This is a genomic window from Labrenzia sp. PO1 (genome assembly GCF_012273635.1).
Classification (GTDB): domain Bacteria; phylum Pseudomonadota; class Alphaproteobacteria; order Rhizobiales; family Stappiaceae; genus Roseibium; species Roseibium algicola.
The window spans coordinates 119,922-136,161 of sequence record NZ_JAAXCR010000004.1 but is presented as its reverse complement, the minus strand read 5'-3'; the positions used below and the strand labels follow the sequence as shown (position 1 = coordinate 136,161).

General features: G+C 61.0%; 19 protein-coding genes. 11 read left to right on the top strand and 8 right to left on the bottom strand.

Going from position 1 to position 16,240, the window contains the following annotated elements:
- Nucleotides 1-41 precede the first annotated feature (41 nt).
- Entirely contained in the window at nt 42-593 is a 552-nt protein-coding gene (locus HCG46_RS20695; RefSeq protein ID WP_139314178.1) for a hypothetical protein, read from the top strand.
- Here the strand turns inward: HCG46_RS20695 and pyrF are convergent.
- Nucleotides 537-1,328, bottom strand: a complete 792-nt coding sequence (gene pyrF / locus HCG46_RS20690) for an orotidine-5'-phosphate decarboxylase (RefSeq protein WP_168687274.1) — start codon at nt 1,326-1,328, stop codon at nt 537-539. The genes HCG46_RS20695 and pyrF overlap by 57 nt on opposite strands.
- A 75-nt stretch (nt 1,329-1,403) precedes the next feature.
- Nucleotides 1,404-2,252: an SDR family NAD(P)-dependent oxidoreductase gene (locus HCG46_RS20685; protein ID WP_075283227.1), complete on the bottom strand. Its 849-nt coding sequence runs from the start codon at nt 2,250-2,252 to the stop codon at nt 1,404-1,406.
- Nucleotides 2,253-2,430: 178 nt separating this feature from the next.
- On the opposite strand from HCG46_RS20685, the gene hisB reads away from it, so the two are divergent.
- The 8 genes from hisB (at nt 2,431) to coaA (ending at nt 7,408) form a co-directional block, all read left to right on the top strand.
- Nucleotides 2,431-3,024: an imidazoleglycerol-phosphate dehydratase HisB gene (gene hisB / locus HCG46_RS20680; RefSeq protein WP_023002424.1), complete on the top strand. Its 594-nt coding sequence runs from the start codon at nt 2,431-2,433 to the stop codon at nt 3,022-3,024.
- A 15-nt stretch (nt 3,025-3,039) separates the two neighbouring features.
- Entirely contained in the window at nt 3,040-3,543 is a 504-nt protein-coding gene (locus HCG46_RS20675; RefSeq protein ID WP_031269963.1) for a DUF2628 domain-containing protein, read from the top strand.
- Nucleotides 3,540-4,193 (top strand): imidazole glycerol phosphate synthase subunit HisH, encoded by a 654-nt coding sequence (hisH, locus tag HCG46_RS20670; RefSeq protein ID WP_023002422.1) that lies wholly within the window; start codon nt 3,540-3,542, stop codon nt 4,191-4,193. Before HCG46_RS20675 ends, hisH begins: the two co-directional genes overlap by 4 nt.
- A 24-nt stretch (nt 4,194-4,217) precedes the next feature.
- Nucleotides 4,218-4,505, top strand: a complete 288-nt coding sequence (locus HCG46_RS20665; RefSeq protein WP_023002421.1) for a DUF1330 domain-containing protein — start codon at nt 4,218-4,220, stop codon at nt 4,503-4,505.
- 6 nt (nt 4,506-4,511) lie between these two features.
- Nucleotides 4,512-5,255: a 1-(5-phosphoribosyl)-5-[(5-phosphoribosylamino)methylideneamino]imidazole-4-carboxamide isomerase gene (gene hisA, locus HCG46_RS20660; protein ID WP_023002420.1), complete on the top strand. Its 744-nt coding sequence runs from the start codon at nt 4,512-4,514 to the stop codon at nt 5,253-5,255.
- A complete protein-coding gene (gene hisF / locus HCG46_RS20655) occupies nt 5,252-6,031 on the top strand; it encodes an imidazole glycerol phosphate synthase subunit HisF (RefSeq protein ID WP_023002419.1) in 780 nt (259 codons plus the stop codon). Before hisA ends, hisF begins: the two co-directional genes overlap by 4 nt.
- Nucleotides 6,032-6,055: 24 nt before the next feature.
- The gene (locus tag HCG46_RS20650; RefSeq protein WP_023002418.1) at nt 6,056-6,379 is read left to right on the top strand and encodes a phosphoribosyl-ATP diphosphatase; all 324 of its coding nucleotides are present in this window, start codon (nt 6,056-6,058) and stop codon (nt 6,377-6,379) included.
- A gap of 63 nt (nt 6,380-6,442) precedes the next feature.
- Entirely contained in the window at nt 6,443-7,408 is a 966-nt protein-coding gene (coaA, locus tag HCG46_RS20645) for a type I pantothenate kinase (RefSeq protein WP_023002417.1), read from the top strand.
- Between the two features lie 21 nt (nt 7,409-7,429).
- On the opposite strand, the gene HCG46_RS20640 is transcribed toward coaA, so the two are convergent.
- On the bottom strand, nt 7,430-8,254 hold the full coding sequence (locus HCG46_RS20640) for an alpha/beta hydrolase (protein ID WP_168687273.1): 825 nt from the start codon (nt 8,252-8,254) through the stop codon (nt 7,430-7,432).
- A gap of 179 nt (nt 8,255-8,433) precedes the next feature.
- Complete coding sequence (locus HCG46_RS20635; RefSeq protein WP_168687272.1) at nt 8,434-8,832, bottom strand: RidA family protein; 399 nt, start codon at nt 8,830-8,832, stop codon at nt 8,434-8,436.
- A gap of 169 nt (nt 8,833-9,001) precedes the next feature.
- Between HCG46_RS20635 and HCG46_RS20630 the strand changes: the two genes are divergently transcribed.
- Nucleotides 9,002-9,580, top strand: coding sequence for a TetR/AcrR family transcriptional regulator (locus HCG46_RS20630; RefSeq protein WP_139314177.1), 579 nt, complete (start codon nt 9,002-9,004; stop codon nt 9,578-9,580).
- A 78-nt stretch (nt 9,581-9,658) separates the two neighbouring features.
- Here HCG46_RS20630 and HCG46_RS20625 read toward each other — a convergent pair whose 3' ends face one another.
- The 4 genes from HCG46_RS20625 to HCG46_RS20610 all read right to left on the bottom strand — a co-directional run bounded on the left by HCG46_RS20625 (nt 9,659) and on the right by HCG46_RS20610 (nt 15,484).
- Complete coding sequence (locus tag HCG46_RS20625) at nt 9,659-11,347, bottom strand: cache domain-containing protein (RefSeq protein WP_168687271.1); 1,689 nt, start codon at nt 11,345-11,347, stop codon at nt 9,659-9,661.
- A gap of 176 nt (nt 11,348-11,523) precedes the next feature.
- A complete protein-coding gene (locus HCG46_RS20620) occupies nt 11,524-13,404 on the bottom strand; it encodes a hypothetical protein (RefSeq protein WP_168687270.1) in 1,881 nt (626 codons plus the stop codon).
- Between the two features lie 100 nt (nt 13,405-13,504).
- Nucleotides 13,505-14,062, bottom strand: coding sequence for an ActR/PrrA/RegA family redox response regulator transcription factor (locus HCG46_RS20615; protein ID WP_031269958.1), 558 nt, complete (start codon nt 14,060-14,062; stop codon nt 13,505-13,507).
- Between the two features lie 15 nt (nt 14,063-14,077).
- Complete coding sequence (locus HCG46_RS20610; RefSeq protein WP_023002410.1) at nt 14,078-15,484, bottom strand: ActS/PrrB/RegB family redox-sensitive histidine kinase; 1,407 nt, start codon at nt 15,482-15,484, stop codon at nt 14,078-14,080.
- Nucleotides 15,485-15,682: 198 nt separating this feature from the next.
- Between HCG46_RS20610 and secB the strand changes: the two genes are divergently transcribed.
- Nucleotides 15,683-16,183: a protein-export chaperone SecB gene (gene secB, locus HCG46_RS20605; RefSeq protein WP_031269955.1), complete on the top strand. Its 501-nt coding sequence runs from the start codon at nt 15,683-15,685 to the stop codon at nt 16,181-16,183.
- Nucleotides 16,184-16,240: the final 57 nt, after the last annotated feature.

Sequence of the window (16,240 nt, the reverse complement as noted above, 5' to 3'; positions counted from 1 at the left end):
GTGTTGAGTTGGCGTCATCCTACCTTTTCGGGGACCTTTTGATGACATTCAGAATTTTGACCGGCCTCGGACTCGGCCTGCTTGCCGCTTCCGCTGTTCAGGCCAAGGAACAGTATTTTTCCTACAAGGACTGGAATGTAGAGATTCAGTCGTTTGATACGGGCGAAGACTTTCGTATCAACTGCACCATGTGGACCGGCGGCGACGGCCTGCCCACAGTAGGCTTTGCGACGTCCAACAGCGATGCATTGCCGCCGGACTTCTTCCCCGGTGTCCAGCTGACGGAACGTGCCGTCCGCGGCCATGCGACGGTTCTTCAGAATGACCAGAAGGTCAATTTCGTCTTTGATGACGGCGACAGCGCGCAGGCAACGGTCCAAGCCTATTTCGATGAAGACGGTTTCGCCGTCGCCCAGACCTATTTCCCGATCGAGGACGCTCAGCGCGTCCTGCAGGCGATGCAAAGGAACGGGCAGATCGATATCGTCGGACCGAGCGGCCTCATCTATACCGCTTCCCTGAGCGGATTTACCGCGTCATATCGAAAAGTTGCCGAAGGATGCGGCTTTCCGGTTACCGGTGTTATCGACTAGCGGCGGCATGTTCAGCGCCTCTTCTATTTCGGCAACCACGGCATCGGCCGCCGCACCCGGATCTTCGGCCCGGCTGATCGGGCGGCCGACCACCAGGTAGTCGCTACCAGCCTGAATCGCGTCCGCCGGGGTCATCACCCGGCGCTGGTCTCCGGCGTCGCTGCCGGCAGGGCGGATGCCGGGGGTGACGATCACAAGCTCGTCTCCAAGGATGGTGCGCATTTTTGTGGCTTCGGTGGCGGCGCAGACGATGCCGCCCATGCCAGCCACACGGGCGTCCTTCGCCCGCGCTTCCACCACATCGCCAATCGGGCCGCGATACCCTGCATCGACCAGGTCCTGCTCGTCCATGGAGGTCAGCACCGTCACCCCAAGCAGGCACAGATCGGGATTACCCTCTTCCCGCAGGCCTTTCACGGCAGCGCGCATGGTTTTCGGGTAGCCATGCAGGGTCATGAAGGTCATGCCCATCTTGGCGACATTGCGTACGGCCTTTTCGATGGTGTTGTCGATATCGTGCAGCTTGACGTCCAGAAAGATCTTCTTGCCGTCACGCGCCAGGTCACGGGCGAATTCCAACCCGCCGGCAAACTGGAGTTCCATGCCGATCTTGTAGACACCGACCTTGCCTTCAGTCTGCTTTACCAGCTTCTCGGCCTCGGCAACCGTCGGCACGTCGACAGGCAGCATCAGGCGATCCAGAGCGGTTTTCGGGGAGAAAGGGCTGGTCGGCATGGGCAGATCCTCGGATTTTGGGGCAGGTGCCAGTGCATAGCACCAAGGATCGCCCAGCGCCAGAACTACCCAGAACTACGCCTTGCCTGTGCGCTCGAATTCCGCAAAGGCATCCTTGTAGTCGTCATGCCAGCGCGACAGCGGCGGCCGGTTTTCAATGATATCGCCGATGGCCCATTCTGCCCGGCGATTGTCCCTGGTGCTGTCGACGTCATTGTCCGGGCACAGGATGTAGAAATCGCCCGCTGACATCCGTTCGATGAAGTGATCGACGGTCTGCTCGCTGGTCCAGGCCGCGTCCGGCTTCTCCGGAAAGTGGCTTGCGGTCATGCCCGTGTAGGTGAACCCAGGCACGAACAGATGCACCGAAATGGGCGCACCGGCCTGCCGCAGTTCATGGGCAAGCTGTTCGCTGAGCACTTTCACGGCTGCCTTGGTGGTGTTGTAGCCGGGGTTTCCCGGAGGTGTCGTGATGCCCTGCTTCGATCCGGTGTTGACGATGACCGCCGGGCGGGCAGCCTCGATCAGGCGGGGCGTGAAGGCATGGACACCGCGCAGGACGCCGTAGAAATTGATGTCCATCAGGCGGACCCAATTGTCGAAGTCCTCCCAGGCAGAGGTCGGCAGGCTGATGCCGGCGTTGTTCATCAGGACCGCGACGGGCCCGGTCTGAAAAGCCTTCTCGGCCAGGGCTTCCACCTGCGCCATGTCACCGACATCGGTCGGAACCGCGAAAATATCGACACCGACCGTACCGGCGGCACGCACCTTTTCCGTTGCCTCTTCAAGGGCCGGACCGGGCAGATCGGCAAGAATGACGCCTAGTCCTGCCTGGGCGAAGCGGGTGGCAGCGGCCAGTCCGACGCCGCTGGCAGCACCGGTAACGACGGCAATCCCGCCTTCTGAAATGGCTTTTTTGTACATGATGGATTTCCCCCAAAATGGATTTCAGGAACGCGGCGACAGACGAATGCCGATTTGCCAGTCTGCAAGATAGTCCGGCCACAGAACCCTTTCACTATGAAACCGCTATTTTCTTAGACGGTTCAGGCTGCTACAACACCGCGGTTCTTCTTTCCCATTACCCACGGGGCATCAGCACATGCGCACAGCGAGTGTATCGCGCGACACCAAGGAAACCCGCATCGCGGTCGAGATCAACCTGGACGGCACGGGCGCATACGACGTCCAGACCGGCGTCGGGTTCTTCGACCATATGCTGGAGCAATTGTCGCGACATTCGCTGATCGACATCAAGGCCCGTGCCGATGGCGACACTCATATCGACTTTCACCACACGGTCGAGGATACCGGCATTGCGCTGGGCCAGGCAATTTCCGAAGCGCTGGGCGACATGGCGGGCATCACCCGTTATGCCGATACCCATCTTGCCATGGATGAAGCGCTGACCCGCTGCGCGCTGGATGTGTCCGGCCGTCCCTTCCTGGTCTGGGACGTCACCTTCGACCGGGACAAGATCGGTGAATTCGACACGGAGCTGTTCGAGGAGTTTTTCCGGGCATTTGCGATGAATTCCGGGATTACCCTTCATATTGCCAACCTTTATGGCTCCAATTGCCATCACATCGCCGAAACTTGCTTCAAGGCGGTTGCGCGCTCCTTGCGCAAGGCGGTGGAGATCGATCCGCGGCAGGCAGACCGCATTCCGACCACCAAGGGCCAGCTCGGCAGCTAGGGCAGGAAACGGCGCATGAGCACATATGTTGTGATGGCTCCGCCAGAATTCGAAGACGTGGCTGGCGATCCTCGCCAGACCGACAGGCTCGCCTTCGTTCCGGACGGCTTCTCGACACTTGCGTTCCTGTTTGCCGTCATCTGGCTGCTGGTCAACCGCATGTGGCTGGTGCTGCTTGGCTATCTCGCCGCGACGCTGGTGATCGAGTTGCTGGCGCTGTCCGTCAGTCAGGAAGCCATGGCCGTCGTTGCCCTCTTCACCTCAATCCTGTTCGGCCTCGAGGCCCAGGCGCTGCGCCGCTGGTCGCTTGAACGCAAGGGCTGGCGCGTTGTCGGCATCGTCGACGCGCACAACAAGAGCGAAGCCGAACTCCGATTTCTCCACAAGGCGGCTGACCGAGTGTCGCCGCCCAGACCTCAAATCGACCGGCAACAGCGCCCCGCCTCCCAACCGATCATCCCGAGGATCGGTAGCGAGCAGGTGGTGGGCCTGACCCTCGGTCCGGAGACCCGTCAATGACAATTGCGATTATCGACTACGGCTCGGGCAACCTGCGCTCGGCCGAAAAGGCGTTTGAGCGCGCGGCCCGCGCCCACGCCCACACGCCCGACGTTATCGTGACGTCCGACCCCGAAAGGGTACTGAAGGCCGACCGTGTCGTGCTGCCGGGTGTCGGCGCCTTTGCCGACTGCAAGCGCGGCCTGTGGGCTGTCGAAGGCATGCCCGAGGCGCTGGAACAGGTCGTTCGCAAGGACGGCAAGCCGTTCTTCGGTATCTGCGTCGGCATGCAGCTGATGGCAAGCCGCGGCCTGGAATTCGAGACCGTTGAAGGTCTTGGCTGGGTCGAAGGCGACGTTACAGCCATGGAACCGGCAGACAAGACGCTGAAAATCCCCCACATGGGCTGGAACACCATTGAGGTCCGTCCGGAAAGCCACCCGGTTTTCAAGGGGCTGGAAACGGGACCGGATGGCCTTCACGCCTATTTCGTGCACTCGTTCCACTTTGCCTGCGCCAGGGCGGAAGACCGCCTGGCAACGTTCGACTATGCCGGCACCTTCACCGCCATGGTGGCGAAGGACAACATGATCGGCACCCAGTTCCACCCGGAAAAAAGCCAGCGGCTCGGTCTGGAGCTGATCGCCAATTTCCTGGACTGGACCCCTTAATCTTAAAGCGCCTGGGAGGCCAACATGAGCAAAGGTTACTGGATCGCCCGTGTCGACGTGCATGACGCCGACGGATATCCGGCATACGTGGAAACGGCAAAGCCCGCTTTCGAGCGGTTCGGCGCCAATTTCCTTGCCCGCGGCGGCAAGACCGATGCCATTGAAGGCCCGGGCCGGGCGCGCAACGTCATCATCGAATTTCCGAGCTTCCAGCACGCGGTTGATTGCTATAATTCGCCGGAATATCAGGAAGCGGTGAAAATCCGCCAGAAGGTAGCCGATGGCGAAATCGTCATCGTTGAAGGAATTTAAAGCGACATGATCCTCTTTCCCGCCATCGATCTGAAGGATGGCCAGTGCGTTCGCCTGAAACTGGGCGACATGGACCAGGCAACCGTGTTCAACGACAACCCGGGCGCGCAAGCCCGGGCGTTCGAGGATCAGGGCTTCGAATGGCTCCATGTGGTCGATCTCAACGGCGCGTTCGCCGGCGAGAGCGTCAACGGCGCGGCTGTCGATGCCATTCTGGGGGCAACGAAGAACCCGGTGCAGCTGGGTGGCGGGATCAGGACGCTGGAACATATCGAAACCTGGCTGGACAAGGGCATCAGCCGCGTCATCCTGGGCACTGTTGCCGTGCGCGATCCGGACCTGGTGAAGGAAGCCTGCCGCAAGTTCCCCGGCAAGGTCGCCGTCGGCATAGATGCCAAGGGCGGTTATGTCGCCGTCGAGGGCTGGGCGGAAACGTCCGAACTTACCGCCGTCGATCTTGCCAGGCAGTTCGAGGATGCAGGCGTTGCGGCGATCATCTACACCGATATCGATCGCGACGGCGTCCTGAAAGGCCTCAATATTCCCTCGACGCTGGACCTTGCCCGCGCCGTCTCCATTCCGGTCATTGCCTCGGGCGGCCTTGCGTCGATCGACGACATTCACCGCCTGCTGGAGCCGGACTGCGCCATCCTGGAAGGGGCAATCTCGGGCCGTGCGCTCTACGACGGCCGTCTCGATCCGAAAGAAGCCATGGAATTGATCCTGGCCGCGCGGAGCAAAGCATCATGACCTTGAAAGCCCGTGTCATTCCCTGTCTCGACGTCAAGGACGGCCGTGTCGTCAAGGGCGTCAACTTCGTGGATCTGGTCGATGCCGGTGATCCGGTGGAAGCCGCCAAGGCCTATGATGCGGCCGGGGCGGACGAGCTCTGCTTTCTCGACATCACCGCCAGTCACGAGGGCAGGGACACGATCTACGACGTTGTCCGGCGCACCGCCGAGGCCTGTTTCATGCCGGTTACCGTCGGTGGCGGCGTGCGCACGGTGGAAGACATTCGCAAGCTGCTGATTGCCGGAGCCGACAAGGTGTCGATCAACACGGCGGCCGTTACCAATCCGGATTTCGTGCGCGAGGCGGCGGAAAAATTCGGCGCGCAATGCATCGTCGTTTCCATCGATGCCAAGCAGGTCAACGCTCCGGGCGAACCGGAAAAATTCGAGATCTTCACCCATGGCGGCCGCAATGCCACCGGCATCGATGCTGTTGAGTTCGCCAGGAAGGTTGTCGAACTGGGCGCCGGTGAACTGCTGGTCACGTCCATGGACCGGGATGGCACCAAGTCCGGCTACAATATCGCCCTCACCCGGGCGATTGCCGATGCGGTGCCGGTGCCGGTGATCGCCTCGGGCGGTGTCGGCAACCTGGACCACATGGTGGAAGGCATCCGTGATGGCCATGCCACTGCGGTGCTGGCCGCCTCGATCTTCCACTTTGGCGAATACACCATTCAGGAAGCCAAGCACTACATGAACGACGCCGGCGTACCGATGCGCCTCGACGCCTGAAACGGCCTCAAGGGAACTAGCCGAATGACCGACTTCACTTTGGAAGATCTGGACGCCATTATTGCTGCACGTGCGAATAGCGCGGACGACAAGTCCTATACGCGCAAGCTCGTCAACAAGGGCGTTGCCAAATGCGCCCAGAAGCTGGGGGAAGAAGCGGTTGAGGCGGCGATTGCCGCCGTTCAGAAGGACCGGCAGGAATTGACGGCCGAGGCCGCCGATGTGCTTTATCACTTGTTGGTGGTTCTCAATGTCTCCAATGTCCCCCTCGGGGATGTTATGAAGGAGCTTGCGAGCCGTACGGGACAGACCGGACTGGAAGAAAAGGCGTCCCGGCCTCAGGAATAATCCAGGGCCTGCAGGCTCTGTACCGGATCCGGCGTTCAGCCGCGCAGCAGGAACTGCGAAGTAATGGATCAGAAAGTCGCCACGGCCCTGGACATGGATCTGTCCCCCTACCAGGTGTTCACCGAGCGCGAGTGGGCAAGACTGCGTGCGGACACGCCCATGACGCTGGATGCGCATGAGGTGGCCCAGTTGCAGGGCCTCAATGCGCCGGTCTCGATCGAGCAGGTCGAGACAATCTACCTGCCGCTCTCCCGTCTGCTTGCCTTCTATGCCGAAGCAACCATCAGCATCTTTCAGGCAACGCAGAACTTCCTCGGCACCCGCGACGGCAAGACGCCGTTCATCATCGGTGTTGCCGGGTCGGTGTCGGTCGGCAAGTCGACCACTTCGCGCGTGCTGCGTGAGCTTCTGGCCCGCTGGCCGGCCAGCCCCAAGGTCGACCTGATCACAACCGACGGGTTCCTGTATCCAAACGCGGTGCTGGAAGCCGAAGGGCTGATGTCCAAGAAGGGCTTTCCGGAAAGTTTCGACAGGCCACGTCTGCTGAAATTCCTGTCGGACATCAAGGCAGGCAAGCGGTTCGTCCGGGCACCGGTTTATTCGCACTTCTACTACGATGTCATGCCCGGCCACACGGTGACGGTCGACCGGCCCGATATTCTGATTGTCGAAGGCCTCAACGTGCTGCAGACGCGCGAATTGCCCAAGGACGGGCGGGCTGTGCCGTTCGTTTCGGATTTCTTCGACTTCTCGGTCTATATCGATGCCGATGAAACCCTGCTGCTGAACTGGTATGTCGACCGCTTCATGCGCCTGCGCGAGACAGCCTTCCGCGATCCGGGATCCTATTTCCATAAGTATTCGCGGATCACGGATCAGGAAGCCGTCACGACCGCCAATCGCATCTGGAACGACATCAACCTGGTCAACCTGCGCGAAAACATCCTGCCGACGCGGCCTCGCGCCGACCTGATCCTGACCAAGGATTCCAGTCACAAGATTGCCAAGGTCGCCCTGCGCAAGATCTGAACTGCAGCTGACGCCTGTCCCTCAGAGGAAGGCACCCAGCTTGGCCAGAACAAGATCCGGTACCTCGAGTTGCGGCAGGTGGCCGGCGTTCGGCAGCGTTTCGAATGTCGACTGCGGAATGGCGGCGTGCAGAGCCCGGCCCCGGTCGATCGGGATCCACGGATCGTCCTCTCCCCAAAGGATCTTCACCGGGCACCGGATGTCGCCGTAAAGCGGTTCGATCTCGTTGGTATAGGCTTCGTCTGCCTGGGCGAACTGGCGATAGAAGCTGCCGCGGCCTTCTTCGCTCAGCCAGGGGTCAGCCAGTGCCGCGCGGGCCTCGGCCCCGATTTCGTTGACAAGGGCGCCGCCGATATAGGCATCGACAACCGCGCGGTGGATATGCGGCGGGAGCCCGACAAAGGCTTCCACATGGCGGCCGACGTGATCGAAGAACTCCGACCCCCAGGGACTGAGGGCAACGACGTTCATCAAGACGTATTTGTCGAAATCGCAGCCGTGCAGAAGATGCGCCCGCAACGTTGTTGCCCCGCCAAAGTCATGGGCTACGACCGATGGCCGTTCGAGTTGCCAATGATCGAGCATTTCGGCAAAGACCTTGCCCTGAATGTCGAGAGATGTGCGTTGGTCAGCTGACTTTGCCGACTGGCCGTATCCAGGCATGTCGTACCAGTGGACGCGGAACTTCCTGGAGAGTTCCGGAATGAGCCGATGCCAGGACCAGGACGACCACGGCCAGCCGTGTGCGAGCACCAGCGACGGCCCTTCACCCGCCCGGCCCGCCATGACGACACCGGCAGATGTCCGGATTTCTTCGGAAAGGTGCCAATTCGTGGTGTCGTTCATAACCTGGTCTCCATTGAACATGCATCGGCAGACATGCGCTGGAGAAGGTCAGTGTCCGTCTCCCAGCGCCATCCGCACGTGGTGTGCCACTTCGCTGCTTGCAACCGTTGAAGAGTTGGTTTCGGTCCGGCCTGCCTTCAGGCTCGATGAAACCGGAAGGCAGGTCTGCCGAAAAGGTGTCAGGCGCCGTCGGGAATTCGTGCGATGACCTTGATTTCAAAATCGAAACCGGCCAGCCAGTTGACGCCGACAGCCGCCCAGTTCGGATAAGGCGCTTCTTCGAAAACCTCGTCCTTCACCTTCATCAGGCTCTCGAACTGGTTTTCCGGGTCCGTGTGGAAGGTCGTGACGTCGACGATATCGTCCAGTCCGCAGCCGGCCGCTTTGAGTACGGCTTGCAGGTTTTCAAAGGCCAGGCGCACTTGATCTTCGTAGTTTGGTTCAGGCGTGCCATCTGCGCGGCTGCCGACCTGACCGGATACAAAAAGAAGGTCGCCGGAGCGAAGAGCAGCCGAATATTTATGCGTGTCATAAAGGGCGTGACGGCCCTCCGGGAAAACGGGTTGGCTCTTGGTCATGTTCAGTCCTTTCAGGGTTGGAGCTTCGGTGTGAAACCGGGCTTAACGGGGAGCGCTTATTGAGATACGCTGCGTATGTGAATAACTCACATACGCGCCGTATGTCAATTGGCATACGCAGCGTATGCGAATTTGCGAGGTAAGGATGGCGCCTGGAAAACGAGCCGAAATGATGGAGGAAACGCGGGCAAAGCTGATAGCGGCAGGGCGAAAAGCCTTTGCCGAACAGGGCTACGCGGCTGCGTCCATGGATGAACTGACCGCTTCTGTCGGCCTGACGCGCGGCGCGCTTTATCACAATTTCGGAGACAAGAAGGGCCTTCTGCAGGCGGTGGTCAATCAGCTCGATGGCGAAATTGCAGCCGAAGCCAAGGAAGCCGCCAGCCGGCTTGGCGGAAGCGAATGGGAGTCGCTCATGGCAGAAGGCATCGCCTATATCGAGATGGCTCTGAAGCCGGAAGTACAGCGTATCGTGCTGCTGGACGGACCATCCGTACTTGGCGATCCGTCACAGTGGCCGAGCCAGAATGTTTGCCTGCAGACAACGACAAGTGCGCTTGAACGTCTGATCGCCGAAGGCCTGGTAAAACCCGTCGACGCGGAAGCCGCTGCGCGGCTTCTGAACGGCGCTGCCTTCAATGCAGCGCTCTGGATTGCGGCAAGCGATGACCCGCAAGCGGACCTGAAGAAGGTGATCGACGCTTTCAAGGTTCTTGGAGAAGGCCTTCTGACGACCCCGCCTGGCTGACATACCACTTGGAAGCAGACACGAAAAAGCCCGCAGTCTTTGAGGGACTGCGGGCTTTTTGCGTCTGGTGTCCGGACCTTAGGCCACGGAGCGCTTGCGGACTTCCTGCAGGAAGGTGCCGACCTGATTGCGCAGCATCGAGGCGTTTTCCTTCAGCTGCTGGGCCGAGCTATCGACCTTTTCCGCGGTGTCGCGGGTGTTTTCGGCAGCCGCTGCAACGGTCTCGATGTTCGTGGTCACTTCAACCGTGCTGCGCGAGGCTTCAGTCGCGTTGCTGGCGATTTCCTGCGTCGCGACGCCCTGCTCTTCCACGGAAGAGGCAATGGACGAGGCGATTTCGTTCATGTTGTTGATGATCTCGGTAACCGAGGAGATGGCACTGGCCGCATGACCGGTTTCATCCTGGATCGCCGTGATCTGGCTGGAAATTTCCTCGGTCGCCTTGGAAGTCTGGGTGGCCAGCTCCTTGACTTCCGCCGCAACGACCGCAAATCCCCTGCCGGCTTCGCCTGCGCGTGCCGCCTCGATGGTCGCGTTAAGCGCCAGGAGGTTGGTCTGTTCGGCAATCGCCTGGATCAGGTTCACGACCTCGCCGATGCGGCTGGCGCTTTCGGAAAGGCCATGCATGCGCTGGTTGGTTGCCTGGGCTTCTCCGGCAGCGCGGGCCGCAATCTCGCTGGAAGACTGGACCTGACGGCGGATTTCGTTGACCGAGGCCGACAGTTCTTCGGCCGCCGCCGCAACGGTTTCAACGTTGTGGGCTGCCTGGGAGGAGGCGTTGGAAACGCGGCCGCTCTGTTCCGTCGTCTGTGCCGCTACACCGGTCATGTCGGCGGAAGCAGCCTGCAGGTTCTGCACGGAGCTGTCGATGATGTTGAGCATTTCCATGATCTGACGATCGAAGTCGCCGCTGAGCTGCTGGATTTCGGCTCCCTTGCGGGCAGCGTCTTCCTGGCTGGAATTCTGCTGCTCTTCAAGCTCGCGCCGTGCAGCTTCGTTCCGGACGAAAACTTCCATGGCGCTTGCCATCTGGCCGATCTCGTCGCCGCGGTCGGTACCGTCGATCGTGATGCTGGTGTTGCCTTCTGCCAGGAGGCTCATGTTGTCGGTCAGCGCGCGCAGCGGGCGGACCGTGTTGCGAACAGCAACAACAGCGATACCGATGGCGATCAGGGCGCCGACCAGGGCCAGGGCGATGATCGCGGTGGCAGCACTCCAGTAGGCTTCGTCGAGGTCGTCAACATAAACCCCCGTGCCGACCATCCAGCCCCACGGCTCGAAGCCGGATCCCCAGCCGTATTTTTCAACCGGAACCTCGCCGTTCGCGCGCGGCCAGTAGTAAAGCAGCGATCCGCCGCCGGCCTTGGCATCCTTGATCAGTTCGGCAACGATCTTGACACCCGTCTGGTCGGAAAAACCAATCATGTTGGTGCCGACCAGCTTGGCGTTCGGGTGGATCAGGTTCATGCCCTGGTAGTCATAGGCGAAGACATAGTTGTCGCCTTCGAACCGGATGGCACCGATGGCGGCGCGGGCTGCGGTCTGCGCTTCCTCGCGGCTCATCTGCCCGCTTTTTTCCAGGCCGTGGTAATAGGCGGCGATTGAAACCGCGCTATCGGAAATTTCCTCGATCTTCTTGAGACGTTCGGCGAACATCGCCGAATAGAGGCTGTTGAGGCTCACCACGCAGATCGCGGCTGTAAACAGCAGGATGGTTGCGATCGGGAGGCTGATCTTCCAGGTAATGGGCCAACGGGCGAAGGACATGGTTAAGTGATTCCTATCGAACTCTGTCCGACAAGGTTTCCTCTTAATGATTGACCAAATGCTTAAGAAGACAGAAGATTTATGCCGTTAAAACGATTAGGGCCCCGAAAACTGTCAGACAGTCCGGATTTCTACCAAGTATTAAACCTGTCGTTTTTTACAAGTGTGTCTGAAATTTATCTGCGGGCGCAGAACACGTCCCGCAATCCGGGACGGGACCAGGTGGCATTTTGAACCTGACCCTTCAGCACATGCCCCTGGGATTCGTAATAGAACGTGTTGGCGCTGCCCTGTCTCTGCAGGGTGACCGCGCCATAGCCCATTTCGGCAACGGTTGCGGACTGCATGTCCGGCGAAAACACGACATTCAGATCTATGCCGGCGGTGCAAAGGTAGTCGGCCACATTGGCCCGAGCCGTCTGCTGTTGCTGGAAATTCGGCTGGTTTGAGCCTTCGATGGATCCCGGGGGGACGGGGCCGGACGGGAAATCGTTGCCGGGCTGACCGTCGAAACCGCCACCGTTGGGGGCACCCCAGCTACCGCCATTGTTGTCGAAGCCGTTGTTGCCGAACCCGTTGTTACCAAAGCCGTTGTTACCGGGGGCACCGAAGTTCGCGGGTCCGTTGATCACGACTTCCCTGTACGGGGTCTTGGTGACGTAAATGCCCCGGCATTCGCCACTGGAGCCGCGCACGGTCCAGGCGTGGGAAACATAGGTCTGTTGTTCCAGGATCTGCCCCGGTTCAAGGCGCGCGTAGGGCCGCTCGCCACCGCGGTAATCCACCCAGCTCACCTCGATGGGCTGACGGCTGGCGTTTCGGAACACGATCTGACCAGGCCGGACGGCTTCGACCGACCGCACCCGGCCGGCCTCGGAGCAGGAAAGATCCGAGTTCGCTTCTTCCGCACCGCTGCCGTAGGCATCGTCCGAAACGATCTGCTGAGGCTGGGCGCAGGTGGCAACGAACAGGCGCACCGGGTTGGCGCTGCCTTTCAGGGAAACTTCGTGTGCAGGCAGGCCTTCGACCGCAATCGACAGGGCAGACTGCTTGATCATGGCCTCCCACAGCGGGTCGGTCATTTCAATGTTGACTTCGGGCAGCGATATGCCGGCTTCATTGGCGCTGGAAGAACCGAAAGCATTGTAGACGCTGTCGAATTCGCCTGCGGAAATGCGCACGGCCTGTGGCATGCCTTCCAGAAGCCCGGCGGGAGCCTGCTGGAACGTGATCTTGGCAAACCCGGACTGGGTGGTGCAATCGGCCCGGAAATCCCGGTCGTCGGTTTGCGCTACGGCGTGCTGAAGCAGCGATGGTGTTCCGGGCTGCGTACCCGGTTCGGCCAGCCACTCGCGCGCCTCGTTCGGGCTCACCAGAACCGGTTCGGAATTGGCGGCACCCGGATAACCGTCACCGGTTACCGTATCGATGTCATCAGGCAGGGAGGCCGTTTCGGTGCCGGGTGCGGAAATCGGGGTATCGACCTGGTCGAGCGGCTTCAGCCCGCCCCCTTCGGCAGGCGGTTTGATTTCCTCAACGGATGGGGTCGATGATCCGTTGGAGTTGGAAGCGGTCTGCTGTCCTTCGGCAGGTCGATCCTGCTGGGAAGACTGTGTTGCCGCCGGAGCATTGGAAACCGGGCCGGCGGCCGTTCCGGAAGTTGTGCCGACGATGCGGGCGACCGCGCCCGGCTTGCCGTCGTTCGAGACGTCGACCACAAGCGTGCCGCCGGAGCAGAAGCTGGCATCCCGATGCAGGACGCGGCTGTTTTCCAGAGTGACCTCAAGCTTGACGTCACAGGGCGGCAACTTGTTGTCGCTGCCCATCGTGTCGATGACCACACCCTTGTCGTCGCGGCTGATGATCGGCCGGTATTTCTTGTTCACGGTGATGGACCGGATGCCGGGTTGCGGCGGTTCCACGTTGATGCGCACGGTTTCGGGAACCGATTGAGCCTGTGCAGGCAAAGCCGACATCATAAGAACCACGCTGCACGCGGCCAGCAGGCCGGATTTCAGCGCGGGGGTAACAAGAGCATGGGCAGCATCAAGCCGCATAAGCGATCTCCGTGGGAGCGCAGGTTGGCACCGTTTGGGAATACTTAGGCAAAGTGGCAGTCTAAGGGCAAGCCCGCAATGGCGGGAAGCCCCGGCTTTCTCAGCGCGGCGCGCGCTTTGCCAGGATCCTTTGCAGGGTTCGGCGGTGCATGTTCAGCCGGCGCGCGGTCTCCGAAACGTTGCGGTCGCAAAGCTCGTACACCCGCTGGATATGCTCCCAGCGGACCCGGTCGGCCGACATCGGGTTTTCCGGCGGCTGCGCCTTGTCTTCCGGCTTGCGCGCAAGCGCGGCAACGATATCGTCCGGATCGGCGGGCTTTGCGAGATAGTCGATAGCCCCCAGTTTGACCGCCGTGACCGCTGTGGCAATGTTGCCGTATCCGGTCAGCACGATGGCGCGGGCATCCGGACGGCGCTGGCGAAGCTGTTCGATGACATCAAGACCGTTACCGTCTTCAAGCCGCATGTCGACAATGGCGAAGGCCGGGGCGTTCTGGGCAATCTTGCCGGCTGCGTCCTGAACACTGTCGGCTGTTTCCGTCGTAAAGCCGCGTTTTTCCATGGCGCGTGCGAGGCGCTGCTGAAACGGCTTGTCGTCGTCAACGATCAGGAGGGTCATGTCCTCCGAACTGTTCAGGGCAGGTGTCTGGTCCGTCATTTGGCTCTACCGGTCTTATTCTTGCGTCTTCTCCTGCACCCCGGATGGATTCACGGGCACAGCATGCATTGTTTGCGCTTTATTGCCGTTATGGGGTGAAAAAGCCGTTTCGTCCACTCTGCCGTCCTGTTCAAACACCTTGCGCGGCCAGCTTACGCGGATGTGAGCCCCTGTCTGGGGTGGGGCCGAATTTTCCAGATGCAGCTTGGCACCCGTGCGTTCCAGCAGGGTTTTGGCAATGAAGATGCCAAGACCAAGCCCTCCGCCGGTGCCGCGTTGCGGCGACTTTCCGCCGCGCACGGAAACGTAGGGGTCGCCGATCTTGCCAAGAATTTCGACCGAAAAACCGGGGCCGTCGTCCTTGATGGAAATCGAGAGTGTCGTTTCGTCCCAACTGGCGGACACATCGACGCGGGTCTTGGCGAAGTCGACGGCATTTTCCAGCAGGTTGCCAAGTCCGTAACGGATTGCCGCGTTTCGTGTACCCACCGGCTCGGCGCCGGTTCCGGACCCGGTAGAGTGGATCGCAACGCCCGTGCCCCTGTGAGGGTCGACCACATCTTCCAGCAGTTGCGACACCGGCATGCGCTGGTAGGTCCGGTCTTCCTCGCTCGACAGGCTCGTGAGCTGACGCAGGATGGACCGGCAGCGCTCGGCCTGTGAGCGGATCAGGTCCACGTCCTCGGCCCTGGGGTCGCTCGCCTCGAATTCGTCCGTCAGTTCCTTGGCCACCAGGTAGATGGTGGCAAGCGGTGTGCCGAGCTCATGCGCGGCCGCGGTTGCCAGCCCGTCAAGCGCGTTGAGATGCTGCTCACGGGCAAGCACGAGTTCGGTTGCCGCAAGCGCGTCCGCCATCTGGCGGGCCTCTTCGGCCACCCGGAACGCATAGATCGCCATGAAGCCGAGCGTGGAGACGAGTGCGGTCCAGATGCCGACCGAATAGACGATCGGAAGCGAGAAGTCGTCGCCCACCGGCCATGGCAGAGGCAGGTGGAAAACCGCTACCAGGCTGGCGCAAACCGTGGCCAGAATACCGAGGATCACCGTGTAACGGGCTGACAGGCCCGTCGCGGACACCATCACCGGCGCCATCAGCAGGAACGCGAATGGATTGCCCAGACCGCCGGTCAGGAACAGAAGGCCGCTCATCTGCAGGATGTCATAGGCAAGCTGCAGGGCTGCGGCGCGTTCCGACAGGCGCATGGCCGAGGGCCAGCGGATCTTCAGGAAGATGTTGAGCCAGGCGGACAGGGCCACCATGGCAAAGGCAGGTCCGGCCGGCGTCGGATAGCCCAGACCGACATGCACGACCAGGAGCGCTGCGGACTGGCCGCCCACGGCAAGCCAGCGCAGGCGCACCAGCGTGTCGAGTTTCAGGCGCCGGTGCGGCAGGGTGATATTGGATGTCGGTTGTTCGTGCATCTGGACTTCTTGGAGAACGGCAACTTCCCTCTTTTGAAGCGGATTCCGGCGGCTGGCAAGGCCGGGGCTCTTGTGCCGACAAGGCGTAAGTGGTAGCCACCCGCTAACACGGCTGTCCGGATCACGCGGGCCGGCGGCCAGCCGGAGGGATTTAATAGCTCTTCATTTCAGATCAGCACCGCGCAACGGAATGAGATGATGACCGACACCAATGACGGCGGCGCGCAGCCGCAGGCGGAGAGCGCAGCAGCGCCGGGCATGCACATCCTTGGCCAGTACATCAAGGACCTGTCTTTCGAAAACCCGAATGCGCCGCGCTCCCTGGCACAGGGCGACCAGCCGAAGCTCGATATCAACGTCAACGTCGGTGCCCAGCAGATCGGTGACGACCAGTTTGAAGTCGTCCTGACCCTGACCGCCAAGGCCGAGCGCCCGGACATGGTGATGTTCAACGTCGAGCTGGTCTACGCAGGCCTGTTCAAGATCACCGGCGTGCCGAAAGAGCACATGCATCCGTTCGTGATGATCGAGTGCCCGCGCATGATCTTCCCGTTCGCCCGCAACATCCTTTCCGAAGCGACCCGCAACGGCGGCTTCCCGCCGCTGATGCTCGACCCGATCGATTTCGCTCAGCTCTACCGCCAGAACATGGCCCAGCAGGCCGCTGCCCAGCAGGCGACTGAGCAGAAGCCGAACTAAGGTCAGTCAGACCACAGTTTTACAGAACCCGTGCCGGGAAACCGGGGCGGGTTTTTG

Coding starts and splice junctions, on each gene's coding strand:
- HCG46_RS20695 (WP_139314178.1), top strand. CDS start 42: ATGACATTCAGAATTTTGACCGGCCTCGGACTCGGCCTGCTTGCCGCT.
- pyrF (WP_168687274.1), bottom strand. CDS start 1,328: ATGCCGACCAGCCCTTTCTCCCCGAAAACCGCTCTGGATCGCCTGATG.
- HCG46_RS20685 (WP_075283227.1), bottom strand. CDS start 2,252: ATGTACAAAAAAGCCATTTCAGAAGGCGGGATTGCCGTCGTTACCGGT.
- hisB (WP_023002424.1), top strand. CDS start 2,431: ATGCGCACAGCGAGTGTATCGCGCGACACCAAGGAAACCCGCATCGCG.
- HCG46_RS20675 (WP_031269963.1), top strand. CDS start 3,040: ATGAGCACATATGTTGTGATGGCTCCGCCAGAATTCGAAGACGTGGCT.
- hisH (WP_023002422.1), top strand. CDS start 3,540: ATGACAATTGCGATTATCGACTACGGCTCGGGCAACCTGCGCTCGGCC.
- HCG46_RS20665 (WP_023002421.1), top strand. CDS start 4,218: ATGAGCAAAGGTTACTGGATCGCCCGTGTCGACGTGCATGACGCCGAC.
- hisA (WP_023002420.1), top strand. CDS start 4,512: ATGATCCTCTTTCCCGCCATCGATCTGAAGGATGGCCAGTGCGTTCGC.
- hisF (WP_023002419.1), top strand. CDS start 5,252: ATGACCTTGAAAGCCCGTGTCATTCCCTGTCTCGACGTCAAGGACGGC.
- HCG46_RS20650 (WP_023002418.1), top strand. CDS start 6,056: ATGACCGACTTCACTTTGGAAGATCTGGACGCCATTATTGCTGCACGT.
- coaA (WP_023002417.1), top strand. CDS start 6,443: ATGGATCAGAAAGTCGCCACGGCCCTGGACATGGATCTGTCCCCCTAC.
- HCG46_RS20640 (WP_168687273.1), bottom strand. CDS start 8,254: ATGAACGACACCACGAATTGGCACCTTTCCGAAGAAATCCGGACATCT.
- HCG46_RS20635 (WP_168687272.1), bottom strand. CDS start 8,832: ATGACCAAGAGCCAACCCGTTTTCCCGGAGGGCCGTCACGCCCTTTAT.
- HCG46_RS20630 (WP_139314177.1), top strand. CDS start 9,002: ATGATGGAGGAAACGCGGGCAAAGCTGATAGCGGCAGGGCGAAAAGCC.
- HCG46_RS20625 (WP_168687271.1), bottom strand. CDS start 11,347: ATGTCCTTCGCCCGTTGGCCCATTACCTGGAAGATCAGCCTCCCGATC.
- HCG46_RS20620 (WP_168687270.1), bottom strand. CDS start 13,404: ATGCGGCTTGATGCTGCCCATGCTCTTGTTACCCCCGCGCTGAAATCC.
- HCG46_RS20615 (WP_031269958.1), bottom strand. CDS start 14,062: ATGACGGACCAGACACCTGCCCTGAACAGTTCGGAGGACATGACCCTC.
- HCG46_RS20610 (WP_023002410.1), bottom strand. CDS start 15,484: ATGCACGAACAACCGACATCCAATATCACCCTGCCGCACCGGCGCCTG.
- secB (WP_031269955.1), top strand. CDS start 15,683: ATGACCGACACCAATGACGGCGGCGCGCAGCCGCAGGCGGAGAGCGCA.